25 protein-coding genes and 2 tRNA genes are annotated in these 25,929 nt (G+C 65.1%); 16 read left to right on the forward strand and 11 right to left on the reverse strand.

Annotated features, from left to right (window positions below; all coding sequences use genetic code 11):
- Window positions 1-275 precede the first annotated feature (275 nt).
- From GTZ99_RS16060 to GTZ99_RS16105, 10 genes are all read left to right on the forward strand, one after another.
- A complete protein-coding gene (locus tag GTZ99_RS16060; protein ID WP_161720723.1) occupies window positions 276-2,315 on the forward strand; it encodes a sensor histidine kinase in 2,040 nt (679 codons plus the stop codon).
- Window positions 2,316-2,401: 86 nt separating this feature from the next.
- Window positions 2,402-3,364, forward strand: coding sequence for a polysaccharide deacetylase family protein (locus tag GTZ99_RS16065; RefSeq protein WP_161720725.1), 963 nt, complete (start codon window positions 2,402-2,404; stop codon window positions 3,362-3,364).
- A gap of 73 nt (window positions 3,365-3,437) precedes the next feature.
- Window positions 3,438-3,513: transfer RNA gene (locus GTZ99_RS16070), tRNA-Ile, on the forward strand.
- A gap of 94 nt (window positions 3,514-3,607) precedes the next feature.
- Window positions 3,608-3,684: transfer RNA gene (locus GTZ99_RS16075), tRNA-Pro, on the forward strand.
- Between the two features lie 69 nt (window positions 3,685-3,753).
- Window positions 3,754-4,341, forward strand: a complete 588-nt coding sequence (locus GTZ99_RS16080) for a TetR/AcrR family transcriptional regulator (RefSeq protein ID WP_161720727.1) — start codon at window positions 3,754-3,756, stop codon at window positions 4,339-4,341.
- A 112-nt stretch (window positions 4,342-4,453) separates the two neighbouring features.
- Window positions 4,454-5,086 (forward strand): Dabb family protein, encoded by a 633-nt coding sequence (locus GTZ99_RS16085; protein WP_161720729.1) that lies wholly within the window; start codon window positions 4,454-4,456, stop codon window positions 5,084-5,086.
- Between the two features lie 131 nt (window positions 5,087-5,217).
- The gene (locus GTZ99_RS16090; protein ID WP_161720731.1) at window positions 5,218-5,517 is read left to right on the forward strand and encodes a putative quinol monooxygenase; all 300 of its coding nucleotides are present in this window, start codon (window positions 5,218-5,220) and stop codon (window positions 5,515-5,517) included.
- Between the two features lie 106 nt (window positions 5,518-5,623).
- Window positions 5,624-6,688: an NADP-dependent oxidoreductase gene (locus tag GTZ99_RS16095; RefSeq protein WP_227711434.1), complete on the forward strand. Its 1,065-nt coding sequence runs from the start codon at window positions 5,624-5,626 to the stop codon at window positions 6,686-6,688.
- Window positions 6,681-7,202, forward strand: a complete 522-nt coding sequence (locus GTZ99_RS16100) for a nuclear transport factor 2 family protein (RefSeq protein WP_161720733.1) — start codon at window positions 6,681-6,683, stop codon at window positions 7,200-7,202. Before GTZ99_RS16095 ends, GTZ99_RS16100 begins: the two co-directional genes overlap by 8 nt.
- 135 nt (window positions 7,203-7,337) lie before the next feature.
- Window positions 7,338-8,453, forward strand: a complete 1,116-nt coding sequence (locus GTZ99_RS16105; protein WP_161720735.1) for a zinc-binding dehydrogenase — start codon at window positions 7,338-7,340, stop codon at window positions 8,451-8,453.
- Between the two features lie 83 nt (window positions 8,454-8,536).
- On the opposite strand, the gene GTZ99_RS16110 is transcribed toward GTZ99_RS16105, so the two are convergent.
- From GTZ99_RS16110 to GTZ99_RS16150, 9 genes are all read right to left on the reverse strand, one after another.
- Window positions 8,537-9,406, reverse strand: coding sequence for a 3-hydroxyacyl-CoA dehydrogenase NAD-binding domain-containing protein (locus GTZ99_RS16110; protein WP_161720737.1), 870 nt, complete (start codon window positions 9,404-9,406; stop codon window positions 8,537-8,539).
- A gap of 49 nt (window positions 9,407-9,455) precedes the next feature.
- Complete coding sequence (locus GTZ99_RS16115; RefSeq protein ID WP_161720739.1) at window positions 9,456-10,247, reverse strand: enoyl-CoA hydratase-related protein; 792 nt, start codon at window positions 10,245-10,247, stop codon at window positions 9,456-9,458.
- A complete protein-coding gene (gene bktB / locus GTZ99_RS16120) occupies window positions 10,247-11,434 on the reverse strand; it encodes a beta-ketothiolase BktB (RefSeq protein ID WP_161720741.1) in 1,188 nt (395 codons plus the stop codon). The genes GTZ99_RS16115 and bktB overlap by 1 nt, the downstream gene beginning before the upstream one ends.
- A gap of 49 nt (window positions 11,435-11,483) precedes the next feature.
- On the reverse strand, window positions 11,484-12,353 hold the full coding sequence (gene mmsB / locus GTZ99_RS16125) for a 3-hydroxyisobutyrate dehydrogenase (protein ID WP_161720743.1): 870 nt from the start codon (window positions 12,351-12,353) through the stop codon (window positions 11,484-11,486).
- Window positions 12,354-12,454: 101 nt separating this feature from the next.
- A complete protein-coding gene (locus GTZ99_RS16130) occupies window positions 12,455-13,237 on the reverse strand; it encodes an enoyl-CoA hydratase-related protein (protein ID WP_161720745.1) in 783 nt (260 codons plus the stop codon).
- The gene (locus GTZ99_RS16135; protein ID WP_161720747.1) at window positions 13,234-14,292 is read right to left on the reverse strand and encodes an enoyl-CoA hydratase/isomerase family protein; all 1,059 of its coding nucleotides are present in this window, start codon (window positions 14,290-14,292) and stop codon (window positions 13,234-13,236) included. The genes GTZ99_RS16130 and GTZ99_RS16135 overlap by 4 nt, the downstream gene beginning before the upstream one ends.
- Window positions 14,293-14,300: 8 nt before the next feature.
- Window positions 14,301-15,443, reverse strand: a complete 1,143-nt coding sequence (locus GTZ99_RS16140) for an acyl-CoA dehydrogenase family protein (protein ID WP_161720749.1) — start codon at window positions 15,441-15,443, stop codon at window positions 14,301-14,303.
- A gap of 16 nt (window positions 15,444-15,459) precedes the next feature.
- Window positions 15,460-16,956 carry a CoA-acylating methylmalonate-semialdehyde dehydrogenase gene (locus GTZ99_RS16145; protein ID WP_161720751.1) on the reverse strand — a complete coding sequence of 499 codons (1,497 nt, stop codon included), beginning with the start codon at window positions 16,954-16,956 and terminating at the stop codon, window positions 15,460-15,462.
- 168 nt (window positions 16,957-17,124) lie between these two features.
- Complete coding sequence (locus GTZ99_RS16150; RefSeq protein WP_161720753.1) at window positions 17,125-17,520, reverse strand: nuclear transport factor 2 family protein; 396 nt, start codon at window positions 17,518-17,520, stop codon at window positions 17,125-17,127.
- 291 nt (window positions 17,521-17,811) lie between these two features.
- On the opposite strand from GTZ99_RS16150, the gene GTZ99_RS16155 reads away from it, so the two are divergent.
- The 4 genes from GTZ99_RS16155 (at window position 17,812) to GTZ99_RS16170 (ending at window position 20,525) form a co-directional block, all read left to right on the forward strand.
- Window positions 17,812-18,165, forward strand: coding sequence for a Rieske (2Fe-2S) protein (locus GTZ99_RS16155; RefSeq protein WP_320076701.1), 354 nt, complete (start codon window positions 17,812-17,814; stop codon window positions 18,163-18,165).
- A gap of 108 nt (window positions 18,166-18,273) precedes the next feature.
- Window positions 18,274-18,702, forward strand: a complete 429-nt coding sequence (locus GTZ99_RS16160; RefSeq protein ID WP_161720757.1) for a nuclear transport factor 2 family protein — start codon at window positions 18,274-18,276, stop codon at window positions 18,700-18,702.
- Between the two features lie 21 nt (window positions 18,703-18,723).
- The gene (locus GTZ99_RS16165) at window positions 18,724-19,734 is read left to right on the forward strand and encodes an NADP-dependent oxidoreductase (protein ID WP_161720759.1); all 1,011 of its coding nucleotides are present in this window, start codon (window positions 18,724-18,726) and stop codon (window positions 19,732-19,734) included.
- Entirely contained in the window at window positions 19,734-20,525 is a 792-nt protein-coding gene (locus GTZ99_RS16170; RefSeq protein WP_161720761.1) for a ThuA domain-containing protein, read from the forward strand. The genes GTZ99_RS16165 and GTZ99_RS16170 overlap by 1 nt, the downstream gene beginning before the upstream one ends.
- Before the next feature lie 308 nt (window positions 20,526-20,833).
- Here the strand turns inward: GTZ99_RS16170 and GTZ99_RS16175 are convergent, their stop codons facing one another.
- Both GTZ99_RS16175 and GTZ99_RS16180 read right to left on the reverse strand, forming a co-directional pair.
- Complete coding sequence (locus GTZ99_RS16175; RefSeq protein WP_161720763.1) at window positions 20,834-21,613, reverse strand: SDR family NAD(P)-dependent oxidoreductase; 780 nt, start codon at window positions 21,611-21,613, stop codon at window positions 20,834-20,836.
- A gap of 82 nt (window positions 21,614-21,695) precedes the next feature.
- Entirely contained in the window at window positions 21,696-23,990 is a 2,295-nt protein-coding gene (locus tag GTZ99_RS16180) for a TonB-dependent receptor (RefSeq protein WP_161720765.1), read from the reverse strand.
- 154 nt (window positions 23,991-24,144) lie between these two features.
- Here GTZ99_RS16180 and GTZ99_RS16185 point away from each other — a divergent pair, with 154 nt between their 5' ends.
- Both GTZ99_RS16185 and GTZ99_RS16190 read left to right on the forward strand, forming a co-directional pair.
- Window positions 24,145-25,164, forward strand: coding sequence for an NADP-dependent oxidoreductase (locus GTZ99_RS16185; RefSeq protein ID WP_161720767.1), 1,020 nt, complete (start codon window positions 24,145-24,147; stop codon window positions 25,162-25,164).
- Complete coding sequence (locus GTZ99_RS16190; RefSeq protein WP_161720769.1) at window positions 25,161-25,889, forward strand: SDR family NAD(P)-dependent oxidoreductase; 729 nt, start codon at window positions 25,161-25,163, stop codon at window positions 25,887-25,889. The genes GTZ99_RS16185 and GTZ99_RS16190 overlap by 4 nt, the downstream gene beginning before the upstream one ends.
- Window positions 25,890-25,929: the final 40 nt, after the last annotated feature.

Below are 25,929 nucleotides of genomic sequence, written 5' to 3' on the forward strand. Positions count from 1 at the left end.
GGAAAGTCGGTTTTTTGGCGGAACGCGCCCTTCAGCCCCCTGATTGGTCCGGCGACGGTAACCAAATCCTGAAACTTTTGGCCCAAAGGCCGCGCCCCTTCATAATATTATTGTCTATGCCCGCAATTGTCCCGCTTTGCAACGCATCAGAACTGTCGCTTCCGCTTAAGCCCATGTGTGATATGGCACGGAAACGGATGCAGGCGGATCAGCTTTCCGCCGGTATCGAGGATACTACGCAAGCGACTGCCCTGAGGACCTGATAACACCCGCTCATGCGCTATGATGATCGCCTTGCCACTGTCCTGCGACTGACGCCCAACGGGCCCAGTGTCGCGCGCATCCAGTTCCGGCAACTGCTGGATCTGATCGGCACCGCGCCCTGCGATGTCCGGGGGGAGCAGTACGATCAAGCCTATCTGCGGCTGGCCGATCTGTCGCGTCAGATCGCGGCGGTGGACCGGGCGGCGATGCTGGATCAGCCGGGGCTGCGGTTGCGCTCGGCCCGGCTGGTGGCGGCTTTGTGCAATGGCGAATCAAACGTCGCGGCCGCCGCGATCCGCGCCGCGCAATTAACGGATGAGCAGTGGGTGGACCTGATCCCGGTGATGCCGCTGCACGCGCGGCGCTGGGTGCGGTTGCGCGATGATCTGGGCGATGGGCCGCTGGCGCTGTTGACGCGGCTGGGGATCGACGATTTTGCCCTGCCGGAGGGAGCTGGACCCCAGGGAGAGCCGGTGGCCAGCCCCCGCCCGATCATTCTGGCCGAGGATCAGCCCGATCCCACCCCGCCCGATCCCACCCCGCCGGAGCCGACCCCGCCCGCACCGAACACAACGCCCCCGCGTGGCGGCGCAAGGCGCAGTCCGCAACGCGCGCTGGCCGGCGTGGCCAAGGGCGGCGTAAGCAGACCGGCTGGCGGATCAAGCGGACAGGGCATGGGCCACATGATGCAGGCCGGTGGGGCAACGCCCGATATTCCTGACGTTGCCACCCCTGATATCCCCGCCCATGATGTCCCCGCCCCTGATGCCGCAGCTTTGGCCGCGACCGTGGCCGAGGCGACACTGGCCGCCGGCAGCGCCCTGCCCGCCGACGATGACATTGGCGCTCTGGTCCGCCGGATTGAAACCTTTCGCCGCGCGCGCGATCTGGCCGCCAACAGCACCGGCGACTCCCCCCGCCTGCCGCTGGAGGATGAGGGGAGCGATCGGCGCGGTCTGAACAGCTTTGACTTTGCCAGCGATGGTGAGGGGCGGATCGTGTGGTGCGATCCCAATGTCGCACCCATGGTGGTGGGCCATCTGTTGGGCGGCAGCCTGCGGATCAGCAACGCCATCAGCCAGCATCAGCCGCTGCGCGCGGTGCGCATCACGCTGGATGGCGCGCCCGCGGTGGCCGGGGACTGGCAGGTGGACGCAGTGCCGCGCTTTGACCCCACCGGGGGCCGGTTCATCGGCCATCTGGGCCGGTTCCGCCGTCCGGGGGAAAGCGCGCTGCGCGTGGTCGCGGACGACACCCCCGCCGCAAAGGGCGAGAGTGAGGCCGACCGCCTGCGCCAATTGCTGCATGAATTGCGCACGCCGGTGAACGCCATTCAGGGCTTTGCCGAGATTATCCAGCAGCAACTGTTTGGCCCCGCGCCGCATGAATATCGCGCATTGGCCGCCGTGATCGCCGCCGACAGCGCGCGGATGCTGGCGGGCTTTGAAGAGCTGGACCGTTTTGCCAAGCTGGCGTCCGGGGCGATGGAACTGACCGCCGGCACCAGCGATTTTGCCGAGGCGTTGCGCGCCACTGTCGCCCGGCTGCAACCGCAGGGCGCGGCGCAGGGCCCGCGTCTGACTTTGGTGGAGGCAGGTGCGGCCACCGCTCCGGTCGCGCTGGACCCGATCGAGGCTGAGCGGTTGTGCTGGCGTTTGCTGGCGACGATCACCGGCAATGCGGGCGCGCAGGAAGAGATCGCGCTGCGGCTGGAACGCGCCGGGGACGCGGTGTATCTCACCTGTGCCCTGCCCGCCGTGCTGGCCGATTTGGCGGATGAGGCGTTGTACCACGCCGCCGCCCTGCCCGCGCCGCCCGCGCCCAGCGCCGGGATGTTCGGCACAGGCTTTGCGCTGCGGCTGGCCGGGGCGGAATTGCGCGCCGCCGGTGGTCAGCTGACCCGCTGCGGCGCCAATCTGCGCCTGATGTTGCCGCTGGTGCGCCCAATTGTGGCCCCCGCCGAACCATCTGACATGGCGTCAGACTTGACCCAAGCTGTTGCACAACCTAGCAAAGAGCCCTCCACGGCAGGCACCGGCACCACCACGTGACGGCCACGCCCGCCGCCTGACGCGACAACAGGCAGAGGTGCGACTTGGCCTTTCATCGACTTACCGATCCGCCCAAGCCAGAGGCGATGGTTCGCTTCAAACCGGGCTTTGGCCAGCGTTTTCTGGTCACTATCGACACCGAGGAGGAGTTCGACTGGACCCAGCCGCTGCGCGCGGCCGGGCATGGGCTGGACACGGTCAACCGCCTGCGCAAATTTCAGCAGTTCTGCGAAGGCTATGGCATCGTGCCGATCTATCTGGTCGATTACCCGATCGTCACCTCGCCTTTGGCGGTGGAAATGTTGCGCGACGCCGTGGCCCATGGAAGGGCCGAGGTGGGCGTGCAGTTGCATCCGTGGGTAAACCCTCCGCATGAGGAGGAAGTGAACCAATTCAACAGCTTTTCCGGCAATCTTCCGTTCGAGCTTGAACGGGCGAAGTTCATGAAGCTGTATAACACCATTTGCGAGGCATTCGGCACCGCGCCGCTCAGCTATCGCGCGGGGCGGTATGGCATCGGGCCCAACACCGCCACCATCCTGCGTGAGGCGGGGCTGCCGGTCGATACCTCGGTGCGGTCGCGGTTTGACTATTCAGGCTGGGGCGGCGCGGATTTCAAACATCTGCCGGTGCGGCCATGGTGGGTGGGCAATGACCGCCGGTTGATGGAGCAGCCGCTGACCACCATGTTCACCGGATTGTTGCGATCACAGGGTGGCTGGCTGTTCCCGCTGTTGGCCAAAATTCCGCGCGCGCATGGGGTGATGGCCAAATTGCGCCTGCTGGACCGGGTGCCCTTGACGCCAGAGGGCGTCACCGTGACCGAGGCGTTGCGCGCGGCTAGTTTGGCGGTGGATGCCGGATTGCCGGTGATCGTCACCAGTTTCCACAGCCCGTCGCTGGTGCCGGGCCACACGCCCTATGTCCGCAGCGAGGCGGATCTGGACACCTTGTATGACTGGTGGCGGCAGGTGTTTGACCTGTTGCTGTCGCGCGGGGTAAAACCGTCCTGCGTCAAGGATATGATGGACTGGATCGAGCTGGACTAAGCCTGCCGTGCCGCTGATCGCCGCCCCTTGCCAAGGGGCGGGCCGCGCGGTAACGGCGCATTGTCGGACGAATGGGCCCGTAGCTCAGTGGTTAGAGCTGGCCGCTCATAACGGCTAGGTCGCGGGTTCAAATCCTGCCGGGCCTACCATTCGCGCCGAAGTGGCGGCCGGGGACAAAGCCTTGGCGGCGGAGGCTTTTGCCCTTGCGCATTGGTGGCGGGGCTTTTAAGGGCCGATCCCAGTCGGGGAGTAGCGCAGCCTGGTAGCGCATCTGCTTTGGGAGCAGAGGGTCGCAGGTTCGAATCCTGTCTCCCCGACCATTTTTCCCCATGCGGCGTCACGCGCCTCACCCCATGGTCAACCCGCCCGCCAGCGTGTAACACCTCCCCATGCCGATTATCGTTGACCGAGAAGAACGCCGCGCGCACGTGGTGGAGATCGCCTTTGATCTGGTGGCCGATCAGGGGATCGAGGCGCTGACCTTCCGCGAGATTGCCGCTGCCGCCGGGTGCAGCACCTCGATCGTTTCGCACTATTTCCGCAACAAGAACGAGCTGTTGTTCCGCGTGTACCAACTGGCCAATGAACGCGCCAATGCGCGGATGGCGGCGATGCGCGATCAGGGCTTGCCGCTGTTGGCGTGTTTTGACGCGATCCTGCCCGTCAGCCCACAGGCGCAGGCCAATTGGCGCGTGTGGCTGGCTTTTTGGGCGCGGGCGCATATGGAACCGGCCTATCTGGAGGAACGGCGCAGCGCGGCAGAGGGCGCGCTGGCGCTGTATCGCGCGCTGTTGGCGCAGGCGCTGGGACAGGACGCGGATGATCCGGCGCTGGAACTGCCCGCGCGGCGGCTGTTGGCGGCGGTGGCGGGCATCGGGCTGGAGGCCTGTTTTGCCCCGGAGGATTGGACCGCGGAGCGAATGCATCAGGTGCTGGGCGTGGTGCTGGCCGATCTGGGCGTGCATGTGGCGGGGTGATCCGCGCAAACCTGTTTAATATGACAGGCGTCACACGACCTACCCCTCGATAGTCTCCCCCCCACAAAGAGCGGCGCCACCCATCGGCCGCCGCCCCATGGGAGAGACACCGATGATCCGCCACGTCGTGATGATCAAGTTCAAGAAAGACGCCCCGCAGGACAAGATCGACCTGTTCCTGACCGAGGTGAAGAAGCTGCCGCATCTCAACCCCGAAGTGCGCGATTACAGCCATGGCATGTGCGTCAAGACGCGCTTTCACTCGGGCGATTTCGACTTTGCCAATTGCTGCGACATCGACAGCTATGAGGCCATGGAGCGCTATATGTCGCACTGGTCGCATGTGCGCATGACGCCGTTTTTGCCCGACATTCTGGAAAACCTGCTCTCGTTCGACTGGGAGATTGATTACCACGGCCCCGCCTTTGACGAACAGGCCGCCAAGGAAGAGGGCGAGCGCGAAGCCAAGCGCGTGATCCCCATGCACGATGATCCCACCAAGGCCTATGTCCCCGAACTGCGCGGGCGCACGATCGAACAGGCGCGCGACATGCTGGCCAAGACCGGGCTGGAATTGGGCAATGTCGAGACGGTGATGGGCTCGTGCTGGGCGCCCAATCGCATCATGGTGGCAACGCCCGAATTCGAAACCGTGGTCGACAAGGGCACCAAGATCGACATCGCCATCACCGGCGACTGGCTGACTGGTCCCACCATGCCGGCTGGCGACGCGCCGGCCTGGTAAGGCGCGCTGGCGGGCGGGTGGCTTGAGGCGCAGAACTATGTTTTGCCACAGGCTGCCTGCCGCGCCAATTCGCCCTAGGATGACGGCCGAACGCGCCACGAACAACGAGCGCAACCTATTGGAGAGAGACGATGATCGTCATTGCCGGAACGCTCAAGATTGCAGCTGATGAAGTGCATGGCCTGTATGCGGCGCTGACCTCGCTGGTGCCTGCCACGTTGCAGGAAGAAGGCTGCATGGATTACCATTTCGCCATCAAGGACGCGAGCGAAGGCACCATTCTGGTCTATGAACGCTGGCGCGATGCGGCCTGTCTGGCCGCCCATCTGGCCGCCCCGCAAATCGGCGCGGTGCTGGGCAGCTGGGGCAGCAAGATCGCGATGGACGTGCTGAAATTCGACGCGACCAACCCGCGCGGGCCGCTCGACTGATATTTCACGGCCTGCCCATCACGGGCGGGCCTTTTTGCTGATTACCGGGGACAGGCGCGCCGCCGGCATTTCCGCGCCCCCGCCGCCCCATTGGGAGAGTTACGCCATGACCATGACCAAGCGCCGCATCGTGCTGGCCTCGCGCCCCTCCGGCCTGCCTGTGCCCGAAAACTTCCGCATCGAGGAAGTCGCCATCCCCGATCTGGAAGAAGGCCAGGTGCTGCTGGAAAACCGCGTCTTCGCCATTGATCCGGCGGTGCGCGGCATGCTGGATGACGTCAAAAGCTATATGCCGCCGGTCCAGATCGGTGGCCTGATCCCCACGATGGTGCTGGGCCGGGTGATCGCCTCGCGCAATCCGGACTTCAAGGAAGGCGATTATGGCCGGGCCTTCATCGGCTGGGAAACGCACTCGGTCCTGACGCCTGGCGCTGTGGGTTTTGAAAATGTGCGCGTGGCCGCCGATCTGCCCGAAACCGCCTATATGGGCGCGCTGGGCTGGTCGGGCATCACGGCCTATGTCGGCCTCAAGAAATACGGCGAATTCCGTGCAGGCGACGAAGTGCTGGTCAGCGCGGCGGCGGGTGCGGTCGGCTCGGTCGCGGGTCAGGTGGCCAAGCTGTCGGGCGCGTCCAAGGTCATCGGCACCGTGTCCTCGGACGACAAGGCGCGCACGCTGATCGACACGCTGGGCTATGACGGAGCGATCAACTATCGCAGCTGCGCCGATCTGGGCGCGGAAATCGAAAAGCATTTCCCCAATGGCATCGACCTCTATTTCGAAAACGTGGGTGGCGCGACGCTGGACGCGGTTCTGCCCCGGATGAAGGCTTTTGGCCGCATTCCGGTGTGCGGCATGATCGCCAACTATAACAACCAGACCGAGCAATACCCGATCCGCAACCTGTGGCAGGTGCTGGTCAACCGCATCACGATGCGCGGTTTCCTGGCCTATGAGGCGGCCGACATGCTGCACGAGGCCGAGGACGCGCTGGCCAATTGGGCGCGCAGCGGTCAGCTGATCGCCACCGAAAACGTCTCGACGGGGCTGGATTCCACGCCCGAGGCCTTCATCCGCCTGATGTCGGGCAAGACCGAGGGCAAGACCGTCGTGCGTCTGGGCGAGGATGTCTCGACGCTGGCCGGCTGGCAGGCCAAGGTCGATGCCTGAGGCCGGTACAGCGGCCGACCGTGACGCGCTGGCCGGGCTGATCGCCCGCGCCACGCTGACCGATCTGCTGGCCGACTATGGTCAGGTGATGGACTGGCTGGCGTGGGACCGGCTGGACGCCATCTTCTGGCCCGAGGCGCAGTTCGATTTCGGCATGTTTCAGGGCGACCTGAGTGCCTATCGCGGCTTTGTCACCACGCTGGAGGAGGGCTATACCCGCCGCTTTCACACCTTTGGCCTGCCGGTGATCCGGGTGGAGGGCGATAGCGCATGGGTGGACACCACCAGCATCATCGTCTGCCGCACCGAGGATCCGGCCCCCAGCATCGACAACTGCTTTTGGGGTCGATACCTGCTGCGGGCCGAGCGGCGCGATGGCGTCTGGCGCTTCATCCACCTGACCTATCTGCTCAACCTGATCGAGCGGACCGAGCCGGTGATGGATGACAGCGGTTTGCCGATGCATTTTGCCAGCGGATTGAGCGCCGCCCATCCCATGGCCGCGCGCATCTGAAGACATGGGCGTTTCCGTGTCGGCCTTGGGCTGATGCCGGAAACGCCCTCACCCCCAAAACAACAGGTGATCGGCGCGGCGTTTCGCGCCATGACGGGCCACCAGCGCCGCCACGGCGCATATGAAGGATGCCCGATGTTGCCTGCCACCACTCGACAGATCACCACCCATCTGGCCGCTGACGGCTGGCTGACCGCGCGGGTGGAGGACGCCCCCCTGCCCGCTCCGGCCGCCAGTCAGGTTGTCGTGCAGGTCGAGGCCGCGCCCATCAACCCGTCCGATCTGGGCCTGTTGTTTGGCCCCGCCGATGTCGAGGCGGGCGAATTCACCCCCGGCATGGTGCGCGCGCGGATGGGGGACGGCGCGCTGCGGGCCTTTGCCGCGCGGGTGGGGATGACCCTGCCGGTGGGCAACGAGGGCGCAGGTACCGTGATCGCGGCGGGCAGTGATGCGGCGGCGCAAGCGCTGGTCGGGCGGCGCGTTGCCGCCTTTGTCGGCGGGATGTATGCCCAGCACCGCGTGATCGAGGCGGCGGATTGCCTGCTCCTGCCCGATGATGTGTCCGCGCGCGAGGGCGCGGCCGCCTTCGTCAACCCATTGACCGCATTGGCCTTTGTCGAAACCATGCATGCCGAGGGGCACAAGGCGCTGATCCACACCGCCGCCGCCTCCAATCTGGGTCAGATGCTGCACCGCATCTGCGCCGAGGATGGCATCCCGCTGGTCAACGTCGTGCGCAAGCCCGAACAGGCCGAACTGTTGCGCGGTCTGGGCGCGGCGCATGTGGTGGACAGCAGCGCCCCCACCTTCCGCGATGATCTGGTTTCCGCGATCACCGCGACCGGCGCGACGATGGCCTTTGACGCGGTGGGCGGCGGCACGCTGCTGGGCCAGATCATGGGCGCAATGGAAAAGGCCGCCAACAGCGGCGGCAGTTTTGCCCGCTATGGCTCGAACAGCCCAAAGCGCGGCTTCATCTATGGCACGCTGGACCCATCGCCCACGGTGCTGAACCGCAATTTCGGCTATGTCTGGGATATCTCGGGCTTTTTGCTGGCGCCGATGATGGAAAAACTGGGCGCGGTCGCCCGCCAGCGGATGCACACCCGCGTTGCCCGCAGCCTGAAAACCACCTTTGCCAACCATTACAAGGCGGACGTCACGCTGGAGGCGATGCTGACCCGCGAGGCCGTGCTGGACTATAACGCGCGGGCCACCGGCGCAAAATATCTGGTCACGCCGCAGGGCTGACGCCCCCGCGACACACACGCAAAAGGGGGCGCCGGTTGATGCCGACGCCCCCTTTTTATTGCCGCAACGGCCCGCCGATCAGATCAGCGCGTGGGCACCGGCGTTTCGCCGCTGTAATCGTAAAAGCCCTTGCCTGCCTTGCGGCCGACCCAGCCCGCCTCGACATATTTGCGCAGCAGCGGCGCGGGGCGGTACTTGCTGTCGCCGGTCGCGTCCAGATAGACCAGCATGATCTCGAGCAGCGTGTCCAGACCGATGAAGTCGGCCAGTTCCAGCGGCCCCATCGGATGGGCCAGACCCAGCTTCACGCCCTTGTCGATGTCGACGATGCTGCCGGTGCCATTGCCCAGCACAAAGATCGCCTCGTTGATAAACGGCACAAAGATGCGGTTGACGACAAAACCCGGATCATCCTGCGCCAGCACCACCTGCTTGCCCAGCTTCTCGCCCAGCGCCACAGTGGCTTCGGTCGTGGCCTTTGACGTGCCCAGGCCGGGGATCACCTCGACCAGCTGCATCACCGGCACGGGGTTGAAGAAATGCATGCCGACAAAACGCGCCGGATCGGGCGAACCCTGCGACATGCGCGTGATCGAGATCGACGAGGTGTTCGAGGCCAGAATGCCATCGGCGCGCAGCACCTTGCCGGCGGCCTCAAAGATCTTCATCTTGACCGCTTCACGCTCGGTCGCGGCCTCGATGATCAGGTCGGCCTCGGACATGGGGGCGTATTCGCCCACGGGCGTGATGCGCGCCATAATCGCAGCGGCGGCCTCGGCCGTCATCTTCTCGCGCGAAACCAGACGGTCCAGCCCCTTGCCGATCTTGGCCTTGCCCTTTTCGGCGGCGTCCAGACTGATGTCGGACAGCACCACATCAATGCCCACCTGCGCCGCGGTCTGCGCGATGCCGCTGCCCATCTGGCCGGCACCAATCACGCCAATCTTCTGCATGTTGTTCTCCTGTCTCAGGCGGGCGGCACGCATGCCACCCTTTGTCCGGTTATTGGCCGGTGAATTGAGGTTTGCGCTTTTGCCCAAAGGCGGCGATCGCCTCGGCAAAGTCGGCAGTATAGCCGCAAATTCGCTGATTATCGCGTTCGCAGTCAAGGCTTTGCGCAAAGTCCTGTGACAGCGCGGCGGCAACCTGTGAACGGATCAGCCCGATCGCCCGCGTTGGCCCGGCCGCCAGCTTGGCCGCCAGCGCCTGCGCCGTTTCCAGCACCGCGTCATCAGCCACCACGCGGGTCACAAGACCCGCGGCCTTCGCCTCGGCCAGCGGCATGCGGTCGCCCGTCAACGCCATGTCCAGCGCCCGCGCACGCCCGGCCGAGCGCGCGATCAGCCATGTCGCACCCGCATCCGGCACCAACCCGATGTTGACAAAGGCCAGCAGCAGATAGCCGCCCTCGCCGCCCACCACGATATCGCCCGCCAGCGCAAGGCTGACGCCCGCGCCTGCCGCCGGACCGTTCAGCGCGGTCACCACCGGCACCGGCAGCGCCGCCAGCTTGCGCAGGAACGGGTTGTAATCGGCCTCGATCAGGTCGCCCAGATCCTCGGGCAGGCCTTCATAGCCCGCGCCATCAGGCTGAATATCCGCGCCCGAGCAAAAGAACCGCCCAGCCCCGGTCAGCACCAGCGCCCGCGCCCCATCGGCCAGCGCCGCGTCGATCGCGGCGGCCAGCTCGACAAAGACCGCTGGCGTCAGCGCGTTCAGCTTGTCCGGGCGGTTCAGCGTCAGGGTCGTGACCGCCCCTTCGGCCTGCGCGGTGATAAAGCGGTAATCAGCCATCAGACGCGCTCAATAATCATGGCGATACCCTGACCGCCGCCGATGCACATGGTGATCAGGCCATAGCGCCCGCCCGTGCGGCGCAGCTCATAGGCGGCCTTGATCGTCAGGATCGCGCCGGTCGCGCCCACCGGATGGCCCAGCGCAACGCCGCTGCCATTGGGGTTCAGCTTTTCGGGGTCAAAGCCCAGTTCGCGCGCCACGCCCAAGGCTTGGGCGGCAAAGGCCTCGTTCGCCTCGATCACATCCATGTCAGCCAGCGTCAGACCGGCGCGGGCCAGCGCCACCGGCACCGCCTTGACCGGGCCCAGACCCATCAGTTCCGGCTCCACACCGGCATGGCCCCACGCGACGATCTTGGCCAGCGGGGTCGCGCCCTTGGCGGCAACCACATCGCCCGTCGCCAGCACCACAGCCGCCGCGCCGTCATTGATGCCGCTGGCGTTGGCGGCGGTGACGGTGCCGTCCTTCTTGAACACCGGCTTCATCGCGCCCAGCGTTTCGAGCGTGGTATCGCCGCGCGGATGCTCATCGGTGTCGACCACGGTCACGCCCTTGCGGGTCTTGATCTCGATGGGCAGGATCTGCTCTTTAAAGCGGCCCTCGGCGATGGCGCGGGCGGCGCGCTGGTGGCCTTCGACCGCCAAGGCATCCTGATCGGCGCGGCTCACCTGGCATTTTTCCGCCACGTTTTCCGCCGTAATGCCCATGTGGAACCCGCCGATGGGATCGGACAGCGTCTGCACCAGCGCGTCGACCAGCGTGGCATCGCCCATCTTGCGGCCCCAGCGCTGACCATGGTCATGATAGGGCGCGTTCGACATGCTTTCCGCGCCGCCCGCGACCGTGATCGATGCCTCGCCCAGCTTCATCATCTGGGCTGCCGACACGATCGCCTGCAGGCCCGAACCGCACAAGCGGTTGACCGTCAGCGCGGGCGTTTCGATCGGCAGACCACCGTTCAGCGCCGCCACACGGGCCAGATAGGCGTCCTTGGCGCTGGTGTGGATCACCTGCCCCATCACCACATGGCCGACCTCCGCGGGGGCGATACCGGCGCGGGCAACGGCCTCGGCGATTACCTTGCCGCCCAGTTCGGCCGCACCCAGCGACTTCAAACCGCCGCCAAAATCGCCAATCGCGGTGCGCACGCCCGCCAGAATATAGATGTCCGAAGCCTGAGTCATGTCGTGTGTTCCATGTTTGCGCCGCACGGCTAATGCCGGGCGCGAATGATTACAGCGTCTTGATAATGGCCGAAAAATCGACCCCGCCCTGACCCGCTTCGGCAAAGGCCGAATAGAGTTCCTCGGCGCGGTGGCCCATCGGCACCGGCGCGCCCACCTCGTCGGCGGCGGCCATGGCCAGCTTCAGGTCCTTGAGCATCAACGCGCTGGCAAAGCCACCCTGATAGCCGTTGTCGGCCGGCGACTGCGGGCCAACGCCGGGCACCGGACAATAGGACGTCATCGACCAGCACTGGCCCGACGCCTTGGACGAGATGTCGTAGAAGGTCTGCAGGTCCAGCCCCAGCCGCTGCGCCAGCGCAAAGGTCTCGCAGGTCGCCACCATCGAGGCGCCCAGCAGCATGTTGTTGCAGATCTTGGCCGCCTGCCCCGCGCCGCTGTCCCCGGCATGGATCACCGCCTTGCCCATGGCCGCCAGGATCGGTTCGGCCGCGGCAAAGGCATCCTGCGCACCGCCGACCATGAACGTCAGCGTGCCGCCATTGGCCGCCGCGATCCCGCCCGATACCGGCGCGTCGACCATGGCATAGCCGGCCGCCGCCGCATCCGCCGCCACCTTGCGCGCGGTCGCCACGTCAATGGTCGAACAGTCCAGCAACAGCGCGTCCGTGGGCGCGTGGCCGATCACGTCATTGGCATAAACGCTGGCGACAATCGCGCCATTGGGCAACATCGAGACCACCGCCTGCGCGCCAGCCACCGCTTCGCGCACGGTGTCAAACGTCGCGCAGCCGTTTTCGCGGGCGCGGGCCTGCGCATCGGCCGACAGGTCAAAGGCGTGGACGCTGTGCCCGGCCTTGACCAGATTGGCGGCCATGCCACCCCCCATGTTGCCCAGGCCGATAAAGGCGATCTGCATTGTCACTCTCCCAAAACTGTTGTGGCAGGCGGCGCGTTTGGCCGCCCGGCCTGCCGTGATCGGCGGGCGCTGGCCGCCCGCCCTGCCCCGATCAACCGGGCTTAACGCCCCTTCCAGACCCCGGCGCGCTTCTCGACAAAGGCCTTCATGCCCTCGGCCTTGTCCTCGCTGGCGGTCAGCACCTGGAACATGCGGCGTTCGGCCAGCAGGCCATGGTCCAGCGTCGTTTCAAACGCGATATTGACCATTTCCTTGTTCATCTTGGCGGCCATCGGCGGCATGCCGGCGATGATCTCGGCGGTCTTCAGCGCGTCAGCCAACAGATCGGCCAGCGGCACCACGCGGCTGACCAGACCCGAACGCTCGGCCTCGGCGGCGTCCATCATGCGGCCCGTCAGGCACATGTCCATCGCCTTGGACTTGCCCACGGCGCGGGCCAGACGCTGCGACCCGCCCATGCCGGGCGCCACGCCCAGCTTGATTTCCGGCTGGCCGAACTTGGCGTTTTCGGACGCGATGATGAAATCGGCCATCATCGCCAGCTCGCACCCGCCGCCCAGCGCAAAGCCGTTGACGGCCGCAATCCACGGCTTGCGGGTGGTCTTGACGATCTGGCTGGTCCAGCCCGAGAAGAAGTCCTCGTTGAAGAAGTCGGCGGCGGGCTTGTCGGCCATTTCCTTGATGTCGGCACCCGCGGCAAAGGCCTTTTCGCCGCTGCCGGTGATGACCGCGCAGCCAAGCGAGGCATCGGCCTCAAACGCGGCAAAGGCCTCGATCAGCTCGGCCAGCACCTGCGAGTTCAGGGCGTTCAATGCCTGCGGACGGTTCAGCGTGATCAGGCACACCGCGCCCCGGTTTTCGACCAGAATCATTTCATAGCTCATAGGGGGCTCCATTCCTCATTGGCGGGCAAAGGCGCAAAGATGGCATCAACCATCGCCTCGGTCACGCCTTCGGGCGTGGCGGGCTGCCATTGCGGCGCATTGTCCTTGTCAACGATCACCGCGCGCACGCCCTCGGCAAAGTCGGGCAGGACCAGCACACGGGCCGCGATGCGGTATTCCATCACCATTTCAGCGGCAAAATCGGCGTTTTTCAGGCTCTCGTGGATCTCACGCAAAGACACCTTGCAGGCCTGCGGGCTCTTGGTCCGCAATGCCGCCAATTCCTTTTGCGCCCATTCGCCATTATCGGCGCTCAGGCTGGACAGGATCGCCTCCAGCGTGGGCTGGCCAAAATGGCGCGCGATGTCATCGGCATGGGCCGACAGCTTGGACGGCGGCGGCGTTTCGCTCAGGGCGTTGAGCACGGTGGCGATGTCCTCTCCGGCGGCAATGCGCGCCTTGGCATCGGCCAGCGCGTCTGTCGGCAGATAATGCGTCGACAGGCCCGCCCATACGCAATCGGCGCCATCAATCCGCCCACCGGTCACCGCCAGGAACGTGCCGACATGGCCCTTCAGCCGCGAGAGATACCAGCCCCCGCCCACATCCGGGAACAGGCCGATGCCGGTTTCGGGCATGGCATAGCGGGTGTTGGCGGTCGCCACGCGGAACCGCGCGGGCTGGCTGATGCCCACGCCCCCGCCCATGGTGATGCCGTCCATGAAGGCCACGATCGGCTTGCCACCCGAGCGCTCCTCAAAGGTGAACATCTGATGGTTCAGGCGGTATTCGGACCAAAAGAACGCCCGGCCCGACGCGCCATTGTCGGTCAATGCCGATTGGCGCAACAGGTTGATGTCCCCGCCAGAGCAGAACCCCCTGCCCTCAGCATGCTCGACAATCACCACCTGTACGGCGGGGTCATCGGCCCACTGGCTCAGCGCGTCGCTCATCGCGTCGCACATGGCATGGGTCAGGGCATGGATCGCCTTGGGCCGGTTGAGCGACAGGATGCCCGCAGCCCCCTCGCGCCGGATGATCACGTCGTCGGTCATGGTGTCACTCACTTCAACAGGTCGCGGCCGATGATCAGGCGCATCACCTCATTCGTGCCTTCCAGAATGCGGTGGACGCGCAGGTCGCGCCAGAAACGCTCGATCGGATAGTCGCGCAAATAGCCATAGCCGCCAAACATCTGCAACGCCCGGTCAACGATCGCGCTGCCGTTGTCGGTCGCCAGCTTCTTGGCCATGGCGGAAAAGCGCGTCTTGTCCGGCGCATTCGCGGTGATCTTGGCCGCCGCCAGATAGAGCAGCGCGCGCGAGGCCTCCAGATCGGTGGCCATGTCGGCCAGCACGAACTGGGTGTTCTGGAAATCGGCAATGGCGCGGCCAAACTGCTTGCGATCCTTGGTATATTGGATCGCCTCGTCGATGCAGCGCTGCGCGCCGCCCAGCGAGCAGGCGCCGATATTGACGCGCCCGCCGTCCAAACCGGCCATGGCGATCTTGAAGCCTTCGCCCTCCGCGCCCAGACGGTTGGTCACGGGGATGCGCACATCCTCCAGAATGACCTGCGCCGTGGGGCTGGCGTTCCAGCCCAGCTTCTTCTCGGCCGCGCCGAACGAGAGGCCCGGCGTGCCCTTTTCCACCAGCACGCAGGAAATGCCGCGCGGGGAATCGTCGCCCGTGCGCACCATGATCAGGTACACATCATTCACCCCGCCGCCCGAGATGAACTGCTTCGTCCCGTTCAGCACATAGTGATCGCCATCCCGGCGCGCGGTGGTGCGCAGCGCGGCGGCGTCCGAACCTGAACCCGGCTCGGTCAGGCAATAGGAGCCCAGCGTATCCATCGCCACCAGTCCGGGCAGATGGCGCGCCTTCAACGCGTCATCGCCATAGGTGTCGACCATCCAGGCCACCATGTTGTGGATCGAGATGAACGCCGCGATCGTGGGACAGCCATAGGCCATCGCCTCGATCGCCAGCGCCGCCTCCAGCCGGCCGAGGCCAACGCCCCCGCCGGCCTCGGACACGTAGATCCCGCCAAAGCCCAGCTCGCCCGCCTGTGTCATCACCTCGCGCGGGAAGTGATGCTCCTCGTCCCAGCGGGCCGCGTTGGGGGTGATGACATCGGCGGTAAAGCCTTGCGCCATTTCCTGAATGGCGCGCTGCTCTTCGCTCAGCTCAAACGGGTTGCTCATGGTTGCTCGCCCTGCCTCAACCCATGGTCGGGATGATGAAGGCGTTGCCACCCTCGGGCGAACCATCGGGCCAGCGGGCGGTGACGGTCTTGACCTTGGTCCAGAACTTCACGCCTTCCATGCCGTGCTGGTTGGTGTCGCCAAAGGCGCTGCGCTTCCACCCGCCAAAGGTGTGATAGGCCACCGGCACCGGGATCGGCACGTTGATGCCCACCATGCCGACATTGACGCGGGCGGCAAATTCGCGCGCCGCGTGACCGTTTCGGGTAAAGATCGCCACGCCATTGCCATACTGATGCTTGCTGGGCAGCTCCAGCGCCGTTTCAAAGTCGGGCGCGCGCACCACCTGCAACACCGGGCCAAAGATCTCGTTGTGATACGAGCTCATCTCGGGCGTCACATGGTCGATCAGCGTCGGGCCGACGAAAAAGCCCTTTTCGTGGCCCTGCAGCACAAAGCCGCGACCATCGACCAGGATCTTGCCGCCTTCGGCTTCGCAGGTGTCGATCCAGCTTTCGACGCGGGCCTTGTGCTCGGCGGTGACGACGGGGCCGTAATGGGCGGCCGGGTCATGGCTGATGCCCACCTGCAGGCTCTCGATCTCGGGGATCAGCTTTTCGAACAGGCGTTCGGCGGTGCCTTCGCCCACCGGCACGACCACCGGCAGCGCCATGCAGCGTTCGCCCGCCGAGCCAAAGGCCGCGCCCGACAGATCGGCCACCACGCGGTCGATATCGGCGTCCGGCATGACGATGCCGTGGTTCTTGGCGCCGCCCATGGCCTGCACGCGCTTGCCGTTCTGGGCGCCGCGCTGATAGACATAGTTGGCGATGTCCGAGCTACCGACAAAGCTGATCGCGCCGATCGCCGGGTGGTCCAGAATGGCGTCGACCATTTCCTTGTCACCATGGACGCATTGCAGCACGCCTTCGGGGGCGCCGGCTTCCAGCATCAGTTCGCACAGGCGCACCGGCACCGACGGATCGCGCTCCGAAGGCTTGAGGATAAAGGCATTGCCGCAAGCGATCGCCACGCCAAACATCCACATCGGGATCATGCCCGGGAAGTTGAACGGCGTGATGCCCGCGCCAATGCCGATCGGCTGACGCATGGAATAGACGTCGATGCCCGGACCCGCACCATAGGTATATTCGCCCTTGAGCGCATGGGGGATGCCGCAGGCGAACTCGACGACTTCCAGACCGCGCTGGATGTCACCCTTGGCGTCGGCCACAACCTTGCCATGCTCCAGCGCCAGCAGTTCGGCCAGTTCCTGCATGTTGGCCTCGACCAAGCGCTTGAACTCGAACATCACGCGGGCGCGGCGCTGCGGGTTGGTGGCGGCCCACTTGGGCTGCACTTCCAGCGCCTTTTGCACGGCCAGGTCCAGCAGGGCGGCATCGCCCAGCGCGACCTGCGCCTGCACTTCACCCGTCGACGGGTTGAAGACATTGGAAAAACGGGTCGAAGCAGGCGCTGCGCCTCCCGCCAAGAAATGATCGATCATGCGCATCTGTCCTGCTCCCTTTTGCGTCTGGATGGGGCGGCGGCAATGCCTGCCCGCCCGTTGCGACCTCTGGCCGCCTGTTTCACTTGGGGCCCCACATAGCCGCCACCGCTGCGCTGCAACACTGTGCAGAGTGTCAGGCAGGCATCACTACCTGCCTGACGCGGTGTGGCTTCAGGCCTTGGCCTTGGCGGCGGCGATCACCGGGGCGGGGTCGAAATAATAAGGCTTGATCTCGGCCAGCTTGCCATCGCGGAAGCGGAAGACTTCGGCGATTTCGGCCGGCGGCAGCGACGGATCGGCAAAGCGCAGCGAGAGCAGCGTCACGCCATAGTCGCCACCCGCCGTCGTCACCACGCGATCCAGCCCCACCACGTCCAGCGAGCCCATCACCTGGATGAACAGGTCGCGCAGCGCGTGCTTGCCTTCAAAACGGCCTTCCATCGGCAGACCGGCGGCCTCGGTGATGAAAAAGTCATCGGTCACCAATTCGGCAATCGCGTCCCACTGGCCGGTGCCCGACAGGGCATACAGCTTGTCGACGAATTCGATGATCTGATCGGGCGTCATTTTCGGCATCCTCTGATTGGTTATTCGTATGCAGCCACCATCGCGCCAAAGCGTCAGGCATAAACCTAGCGAAATGGACAGCGCGCGCCATATCCGACAAAAGTTTAAGGGGCCGGGATGACCGACAGGGGATGGTTGGCGGGGAAAATCCGCAAACCTCTTGCCCTGCGCGCCGAACACCCCCATGCTGGGCACGGCCAAGGCAGGGCAAACCGCTGGCGCAACAGGATAAAACAATGTCCCACGGGCCAAACGCCGCTCAACGGGACCGGACGAAGGATGATCGGGTACGTGACTGAGGCAAGCTGGCATCGTTTGGGCGCGGAAAGCGATATCGCCGAAGGCGCGATGCAGGTGCATGTGGTGGGCGGCTGGCATGTGCTGGTGGCGCGCACCGATGGCGCGGTGGTGGCGGTCAACGACCGTTGCACCCACGCCGCGGCCAAGCTGTCGACCGGGCGCATCCGGCGCGGCGCGCTGATGTGCCCGCTGCATGGCGCGCGCTTTGAACTGGCCGATGGGCGCTGCATCGGCGGGGCCTATCCCAACCTGCGCGCGTTCGAACTGCGCGTGGTGGACGGCATGGTCGAAGTGCTGGTGCCCGATGCCCCTCCCGGCATGGACGAAACCCCGGTCACCGTCTGACGCCTGCGGTCTGACGCGCATCAGGCCAAAGCTGTTCAATGCGATAGGGTGCGCTGCCCCGCACCCGCGCTATGCTCCCGCCAAACCACACATAACGGGAGTAATGCGATGCCCTATACCGGCCCTGCCGAAGACCGTCAGGCTCTGCGCGAATTGCTGGAAACCTATGCCGATGCGGTGACGCGCTGTGACGCGGACGCGTGGGGCGCGACTTGGGCGCAGGACGCGCAATGGTCGCTGCCTGACTACCCCGAAATCGGCACGACCCATGGCCGCGACGCCATCGTCGCCATGTGGGTCGAGGCGATGAAGCACTACCCCGGCATCATGTTCGAGGCTTGGCCCGGCAGCATCGAGGTCACCGGCGACACCGCCACCATGCGCTCCTACACCGCCGAGGTCTATGACTGGGCCGATGGCGTGCACCGCGATCGCGGCGTGTACGAAGACACCTGCGTCAAGATCGAGGGCCGCTGGTATTTCTCCAGCCGCACCTTCCGCAACATCCACCGCCAGATCGGCCCCAAGGGGCTGTAAGGCGCGGATACGGACAGACCCATGACGCAAAACCGCTATTGGCGGCTGGACGCGCACCCGGTTGGGCGCGATTTTGCCAGCGCGCTCAGCCTCCAGACCGAAACGCTGCCCCCCCTTGCCGATGGCGAGGTGCGGGTGGCGGTGGATTATCTGTCGATGGATGCCGGCACCCGGATGTGGATGACCGGCCGCACCGATGGCTATCAACCGCCGCTGCCGCTGGGCGCGCGGATGGTCGGGCTGGTGCTGGGCCGCGTGACCGAAAGCGCCGCCGCAGGGTTCGCTCCCGGCGATCTGGTGCGCGGTTTTGGCCAATGGGCGGAATATGCCACGATGGTGCCAATGCTGGCGGGGCTGGAGGTGGTGGATGACACCGTCGCCGACATCCGCCAGCATTTCGGCACGCTGGGCCTGAACGCATGGACCGCGCATATGGGCGTGGTGGGCGTGGCCGATGTGCAACCCGACCAATGGCTGGCGGTGTCGGCTGCGGCCGGCTCCACCGGGCTGATGGCCTGCCAGATCGGCAAGGCGCTGGGCGCCAAGGTGATCGGCATCGCCGGCGGCCCCGACAAATGCCGCTACCTGACCGAGGTCGTGGGCTGTGACATGGCGATCGACCATCGCTCGGCCGATGTCGCGGGGCAACTGGCGCAGGCAGAGGGCGGCATCAACGCCTATTTCGACAATGTCGGCGGGCCTTTGCTGGACGCGGTGCTGCCCAATATGGCGCATTATGGCCGCGTGGCGGTGTGCGGGATGGTGGCCGGCTATGACGGCGACAAGCCCCTGCCTGGCCCTGCCCGCTTTGATCAGATCCTGATGCGCCGCCTGCGGATCGAGGGCTTTTTCATCCCCGACGCGCTGGCCCGTGGCGACGCCTTCCCGCAAGTGCTGCGCGATTGGGCGGCGGACGGGCGGCTGAACATGCCGTTTGATGAAACGGTTGGGCTGGACAATGTGCTGGTCGCCTATGGCCGGATGCTGAACGGCGCGAATATCGGCAAAACCATCGTGCGGTTGCACGGCTGATGCCGATCATCAAACACCGCGCGCCGTTGCAGGCGCTGGTCGCGGTGCGCGGCCATCCGTTTGACCGCACCGCGTTTGACGCGATGTTTCAGGCGATGGACGGCATTGCCGCCACCATGGTCGATCAGCCGGCCGCCGCATTGCTGATGAACCCGGATGCCATGGCCGATTTCGATGTGCTGGTGCTGTATGACATGCCCGGCCTGGATTTCGAGGCGCCCGAGGGCGCGCCCCATTACCGCGAACCGTCCGAGGCGCTGAAGGCCGGATTTCGCGGCCTGCTGGAGGCGGGCAAGGGCGTGGTCGCGCTGCATCACGCGCTGGCCGGTTGGCCGACATGGGGCGATTATCACGACTGGCTGGGCGGGCAATTCCTCTATCGCCCCGGCACGGTGCGCGGGGAACCCCGGCTGGACAGCGGCTATCGCCACGAGGTGACGCATACCGTCACCCCCCTGCCCCACCCCGTGACCGAGGGGGTCGAGCCCTTTACGCTGACCGACGAACTCTATCTGGCCCAGGTGTTTGCCGAGGATGTGACGCCGCTGCTGGTGTCGGACGCGGCCTTTACCCGCGACCATTTCTGGTCGGCGCATCTGGCGGTGCAGGGGCAGATGTTCTGCCATGATGGCTGGGAGCACCCGGCGGGTTCGTCGCTGGTCGGCTGGACCCGTCAGGCTTTGAACAGCCGGTTGGTCTATTTGCAACCGGGCGATGGGCCATCGGCCTATGAGCATCCGGCCTATCGCCGGCTGGTGGAAAACGCGATCCGCTGGGTCGCGGCGGACTGAACCGGCACGGGTTGCGGGGCACAATGGGCGGGGTTGGCGTGAGGCTGGCCCCGCCCTTTTGCTGTGCCGGCGTTATGGGCATTTGGAGCGTTTTCCGATCAATCCGGAGCGGAAAACGCGACAAGCCCGCGCCGCGCGTGAGTGTTGCTTTTCCGCTCGCGTCAGCGTGAACGGAAACGCGCTCTAAACGCGTTGATAATGCTATCACTGACAACAAAAATGGGCCGCGCCCGGCCTTCCCCACCCGACGCGGCCCTTTGCCCATGCCCCCGCGGCGGAGGCAGGCGGGCAGTTGTGTCCGGCCCCTATCAGCGGGCCGTCATACCCCCGTCCACGGTGAACTCGGCGCCGGTGATATAGCGCGCCTCGTCCGAAGCCAGGAACAGGTTCATATTGGCGATATCCTCGGGCGCGCCCATATAACCCATGGGAATCAAGGCCATGGTCGCGTCATAATTGGCCGCGTTGTCCTTGAGCGCGACGTCCTGGATATTGGTGGCAATCATGCCGGGGTGGACGCTGTTCGAACGGATGCCATCGGTGGCCCCTTCCATCGCGACCACCTTGGAAAACAGGCGCACGCCGCCCTTGGACGCGGCATAGGCCGAGCAGCCCGGAACCCCGATCAACCCCGCCACAGACGAGATATGGATGATCGAACCACCCCGCGCCTTGCCATCGTCACCCTTGCGGCGCATGATTTCAACGGCCCGCTTGGTGCCCATGAAGACGCTGTTAAGATTGACATTATTCTGATGCAGCCAGGCATCCAGCGAGGTGTCGTCCAGCATGGAAAGCACCGCGATGCCCGCATTGTTGACCAGCACGTCCAGACGCCCATGACGCGCGTCGATCGCGCCCATCACCGTGTCCCAATCTGCCTCTGACGTGACGTCATGCGACAGCGCGGCGGCCTGACCACCGGCGGCGATGATATCGGCCGCCACCTTTTCCGCGCCCGCCAGATCACGGTCGGTGACATAGACGAAAGCGCCTTCCTGCGCGAAACGGATCGCCGTGCTGCTGCCCAAACCCGGCACCGAAGCGCCGCCCGTCACCAGTGCAATCTTACCCGCAAGCCGTCCCATCTATGTACCCTTTCCCAGTTGTAAAAACGCACAAGGCCGGAGCAGGTTTTCCCACTCCGGCCAAGCACTTAGACTATATGGATCAGAACTTCACGCCCAGCGTCGCGCCATAAGTGCGCGGCTCCAGACCCATGCCGAACGACCACAGGCCCGCCACGGTGAACGCGTGGGTGGTGGTGCGCACATCGGCCAGATTGCGGCCAAACACGCGGACATAGGCGTCCACATCGCTCAGCTTGAAATTGACCGTCGCGCTCAGGTCGATCAGGTCCTGCGTCACGGTGCGCACGCGCGCATCGTTGCCGTTCACGGTCGCGCCGGTGATCAGCGTGCCGGTGGTGCTCAGGCTCGAGGCCCCGACCGAGATCTGCTCGTCATACGGGCTGATGTGGCGCCAGCCAAAGTTGGTCACAACCTTGCCGAACGAGGTCGGCAGGGTGTGCTCGAGGTTCACCGAACCCGAGAACTTGGGCGCGTAGATCAGGTTGTTGTTCGAATAGTTGTACGGCACGATCCCGCTGGCCGGGCAGGTCAGACCCACCACGGTCGGGCAGGCGTTGCCCACCACAAACCCGCGGAAATGCGAGTCCATGATCGAGGCGGTCGCCGTCAGCTTGAGGTTGTCGGTGATCCGCAGCGTGGCATCCATTTCCACACCCTTGATCGACGCGCCACCCACGTTGCTGGTGATCGTCTGGTTGCCGGTCGGGCCGCCAGGGATCGTCGTGTTCTGCTGCATGTTCTTGTAATCCGACACAAAGCCGGCAATGTTGAACTGCAACTTACGGTCAAACAGGTTCAGCTTGGCACCGATTTCGAACGCATCGACGGTTTCAGGCTGGAACGGGGTGCTGGCCGTGGCGGCGGTGGCCGCACGCGGGCTGAAGCCGCCCGAACGATAACCGCGCGAGAACGAGGCGTAGAGCATCGTGTTGTTGTCCGGGCGCCAGTCCAGACCCACCTTGGGGGTGAACTTGCTAAAGCCGGCGTTGCCCGAACCGACCTGACCGCTGGTGTCAAAGCTGTTGGTCAGCTCCTTGTTGTCGTGGCTCCAACGGCCGCCGAACGACAGGCGGAAGCCCGGCATGAAGGCCCAGTTGAAGTCGCCGAACAGCGCGTAGCTTTCCGTGCGGCCATAGACGTTCTGCGCGTTGGTGTCGAAGGTGCAGGGCGCGACCGAAGGCGCGAAACCGAACACGCGCGAGCACTGGCGCAGGTTGTAGTTCGAGGTGAAGAAGAACGTACCCACGACGTAGTCGAAGTTGCTGGTCACCTTGCCGGCCAGACGCAGTTCCTGGCTGACCTGGGTGTAGCGCTGACGACGGTCAACATAATACAGGTCGGTCGACGAACCGTCGAAGTCCTGCGTCTGGGCTTCCTTCTGGTGGCGCCAGCCGGTGATCGAGGTCAGCTTGAGATCGCTGGCCAGACCAAAGTTCATTTCCAGCGTGGCGGCAGGCGCGTGATAGTTCGACGTCGCGGGCAGACCAAACGTGGTGTACACGTCCGTGGTCGAGTTGCGGCCGCATTCGCGCGACGCGATGAAGGCGCAGAACACTTCGCTGCTGTTGGTCAGGTTCGACACCACCGGGTCAAAGCTCTGCACCGACTGTTCCAGCGTCAGCTGGGCGTCGAACATGCTGCCTTCGGGCTTCCACAGCACCGACACGCCATAGTTGTCGCCCTTGCTCCAACCGGCATTCGTGTTGCGGGTGGCGTTGTGGTAATAGCCATCCGACTGCGCGTGATAGTACCACAGCTTGGCGCCGATGGTGCTGCCGTTGCCGACATTGACCAGCGCCTTGCCCGACCAGGTGTTCCACTGGCCATAGGTGAATTCCATCTTGGCGCCATTGCGCATCGTCGGCTTGGAGCGACGGATGTTGACCACGCCACCGATGGTGTTCGCGCCAAACAGCGTGCCCTGCGGACCGCGCAACACTTCGATCTGCTCGACGTCAAAGGCGTCCTGCAGCTGGCCGGTGTTGGTGCCGATGGTGATGCCGTCCACCACGACGCCCACGGTCGGGGTCTGGCTCTTTTCGATGTCGGCATAGGTCAGGCCGCGGATCGACAGGTTGGCGGCCTGTGCGCCCGAATTCTGCTGCGTGATCAACAGGCCCGGCGCGGCGCCCTGCAGGTCACCGATGTTGGCGGCGGCGCGGCTTTCCAGCATGGCGGTGCTGACGGCCGAGATCGCGACAGGGGTCGATTGCAGCGTTTCGGAACGGCGACGCGCGGTCACGATGATCGCACCCGTTTCCGCCGGAGCATCGGCGGCAGGGGCGGCATCGGCAGCATAGGCCGGAACAGCAAAAGTCAGACAGGTGCCAGCCAAGAGCGCGGCCATCGCGCCCTGGGTAAATTCACGTTTCATTGTAGTCATCCTCCCGATTAACTCAGGTATAGAAGGGTCATTCCCTTTCTTGCCTGCATACCTAAGCGTGGGATACGCGCCGCACCTACTGCGATAAATCATAGGTGCGACCAATCCGGATTGAGCCACATTGCCGGCAAAGGGAGATGACTGGATGTCTGACATTGTAAACCGACGTTTTTTGCTGGTTCGGCGGCCGGCGGGCACGCCTGTGGAACAGGATTTTCAACTGGTGGAAACACCAGTCCCCGCCGCCCCCGAAGGTGGCATGGTCGTACGCAACCACTTCATTTCATTGGATCCGGCACAGCGTGGCTGGATGGATGACGCGCCCAGCTATATGCCGCCGATCGCGTTGGGCGATGCGGTGCGGGCGACAACGGTGGGTGTCGTGCACGAATCGCGCAACCCCGATTTTGCCGCCGGCGACTGGGTTTTGGGCCTGAACGCGATCGAGGATTTCTCGGTAGTGTTGCCCGGAGGCTTCACTTCGGCGATCGATATTTCCGTTGTGGACAGCCCGTCCAGGTATTTGTCCGCAGTCGGCGCGGTGGGCCTGACCGCCTATTTCGGCCTGCTGGAGGTTGGTCAGCCGCAGGCGGGCGAAACGGTGCTGGTCACAGGGGCTGCGGGCGCGGTCGGATCGATGGTCGGCCAGATCGCCAAGATCAAGGGCGCGCGTGTCATCGGCATTGCCGGGGGCGCCGACAAATGCCGCCGTCTGGTGCAGGATTACGGCTTTGACGTGGCCATTGATTACAAGGGCAAGACCGAGAGCGAGCTGTCGGCCGAAATCGCCGCCGCCGCGCCCGATGGTGTCCATGTGGTGTTTGAAAATGTCGGCGGCACGGTGATGGAGGCGGTGGCCCACAATCTGGCCCAGCGCGCCCGCGTCGTACTGTGCGGGCTGATCAGCGAATATAACGCCGGTGAGCGCGTGGGCCTGCGCAACCTGTGGCAGATCATCGTCAAGCAGGCGACGATCCACGGCTTCCTGATCGCCGGCTATGTCAACCGCTTTGCCGAAGGTGGCGCGCAGGTGGCCCAGTGGATCGGCGAGGGCAAGTTGCGCGTCGATGAGGATATCCAGCAAGGGATCGACAATGCCTTTCCGGCGTTCATGCGGCTGTTTTCGGGCGCGAACACCGGCAAGCTGGTGTTGCAGATCGCATGAGCGGGGACAACGCAACGGGCCGCCTGAATGGTTTGGTCGGGATCGTCACGGGCGCGGGGTCGGGCATTGGTGCGGCCACCGCGGCCCGCCTGCGCGCCGATGGGGCACAGATCCTGACGGCCGATCTGAAGGGCGATGTGGATGTGGCCATCGACGTCACCGCGCCCGGCGCCAATGACGATCTGGTCGCGGCGGCGGTCGCGCGGTTCGGGCGGCTGGATCTGATCGTGCCTTGCGCCGGGATCAGCGCCTTTGCCCCGCTGGAGGGCCATGACGACGCCTATTTCGACCGCGTTCTGGCGGTCAATGTCGGCGCGGTGTTCCGTCTGGTGCGCGCGGCGGTGCCGCATTTGAAGGCTTCGGGGCGCGGGCGGGTGGTGACCATCGGCTCGACCACCTCGTCTTTTGGCGACGAGGGCCTGTGCGCCTATGCCGCGTCCAAGCACGCGGTGCTGGGCCTGACCAAATCGGTCGCGGCGGAACTGGGGCCGTTTGGCATCACCGTCAATTGCGTCCAACCCGGCGCGATCGACACCCCCATGACCGCCCCCGCCTTTACCCAGATGCCGCATTACAAAACGTTCTGGGAAAACAAGGCCCCGCTGCGCCGCCTGGGCCAGCCGCAGGACATTGCCGATGTGGTGGCGTTCCTGTGCAGCGATGACGCGCGCTTTGTCAGCGGGCACGGGCTGTGGGTGGATGGCGGGGCGATGGTGCGGCACTGACCGCCGCCAAACACCATTGGCCACACCAATCGGGCCGGGG

This window comes from Novosphingobium ovatum, from assembly GCF_009909235.1.
Lineage (GTDB): Bacteria > Pseudomonadota > Alphaproteobacteria > Sphingomonadales > Sphingomonadaceae > Novosphingobium > Novosphingobium ovatum.

Bases quoted from the DNA above. Each gene is read 5' to 3' on its own strand.
- GTZ99_RS16060 (WP_161720723.1), top strand. From the start codon at position 276: ATGCGCTATGATGATCGCCTTGCCACTGTCCTGCGACTGACGCCCAAC.
- GTZ99_RS16065 (WP_161720725.1), top strand. From the start codon at position 2,402: ATGGTTCGCTTCAAACCGGGCTTTGGCCAGCGTTTTCTGGTCACTATC.
- GTZ99_RS16080 (WP_161720727.1), top strand. From the start codon at position 3,754: ATGCCGATTATCGTTGACCGAGAAGAACGCCGCGCGCACGTGGTGGAG.
- GTZ99_RS16085 (WP_161720729.1), top strand. From the start codon at position 4,454: ATGATCCGCCACGTCGTGATGATCAAGTTCAAGAAAGACGCCCCGCAG.
- GTZ99_RS16090 (WP_161720731.1), top strand. From the start codon at position 5,218: ATGATCGTCATTGCCGGAACGCTCAAGATTGCAGCTGATGAAGTGCAT.
- GTZ99_RS16095 (WP_227711434.1), top strand. From the start codon at position 5,624: ATGACCATGACCAAGCGCCGCATCGTGCTGGCCTCGCGCCCCTCCGGC.
- GTZ99_RS16100 (WP_161720733.1), top strand. From the start codon at position 6,681: ATGCCTGAGGCCGGTACAGCGGCCGACCGTGACGCGCTGGCCGGGCTG.
- GTZ99_RS16105 (WP_161720735.1), top strand. From the start codon at position 7,338: ATGTTGCCTGCCACCACTCGACAGATCACCACCCATCTGGCCGCTGAC.
- GTZ99_RS16110 (WP_161720737.1), bottom strand. From the start codon at position 9,406: ATGCAGAAGATTGGCGTGATTGGTGCCGGCCAGATGGGCAGCGGCATC.
- GTZ99_RS16115 (WP_161720739.1), bottom strand. From the start codon at position 10,247: ATGGCTGATTACCGCTTTATCACCGCGCAGGCCGAAGGGGCGGTCACG.
- bktB (WP_161720741.1), bottom strand. From the start codon at position 11,434: ATGACTCAGGCTTCGGACATCTATATTCTGGCGGGCGTGCGCACCGCG.
- mmsB (WP_161720743.1), bottom strand. From the start codon at position 12,353: ATGCAGATCGCCTTTATCGGCCTGGGCAACATGGGGGGTGGCATGGCC.
- GTZ99_RS16130 (WP_161720745.1), bottom strand. From the start codon at position 13,237: ATGAGCTATGAAATGATTCTGGTCGAAAACCGGGGCGCGGTGTGCCTG.
- GTZ99_RS16135 (WP_161720747.1), bottom strand. From the start codon at position 14,292: ATGACCGACGACGTGATCATCCGGCGCGAGGGGGCTGCGGGCATCCTG.
- GTZ99_RS16140 (WP_161720749.1), bottom strand. From the start codon at position 15,443: ATGAGCAACCCGTTTGAGCTGAGCGAAGAGCAGCGCGCCATTCAGGAA.
- GTZ99_RS16145 (WP_161720751.1), bottom strand. From the start codon at position 16,956: ATGCGCATGATCGATCATTTCTTGGCGGGAGGCGCAGCGCCTGCTTCG.
- GTZ99_RS16150 (WP_161720753.1), bottom strand. From the start codon at position 17,520: ATGACGCCCGATCAGATCATCGAATTCGTCGACAAGCTGTATGCCCTG.
- GTZ99_RS16160 (WP_161720757.1), top strand. From the start codon at position 18,274: ATGCCCTATACCGGCCCTGCCGAAGACCGTCAGGCTCTGCGCGAATTG.
- GTZ99_RS16165 (WP_161720759.1), top strand. From the start codon at position 18,724: ATGACGCAAAACCGCTATTGGCGGCTGGACGCGCACCCGGTTGGGCGC.
- GTZ99_RS16170 (WP_161720761.1), top strand. From the start codon at position 19,734: ATGCCGATCATCAAACACCGCGCGCCGTTGCAGGCGCTGGTCGCGGTG.
- GTZ99_RS16175 (WP_161720763.1), bottom strand. From the start codon at position 21,613: ATGGGACGGCTTGCGGGTAAGATTGCACTGGTGACGGGCGGCGCTTCG.
- GTZ99_RS16180 (WP_161720765.1), bottom strand. From the start codon at position 23,990: ATGAAACGTGAATTTACCCAGGGCGCGATGGCCGCGCTCTTGGCTGGC.
- GTZ99_RS16185 (WP_161720767.1), top strand. From the start codon at position 24,145: ATGTCTGACATTGTAAACCGACGTTTTTTGCTGGTTCGGCGGCCGGCG.
- GTZ99_RS16190 (WP_161720769.1), top strand. From the start codon at position 25,161: ATGAGCGGGGACAACGCAACGGGCCGCCTGAATGGTTTGGTCGGGATC.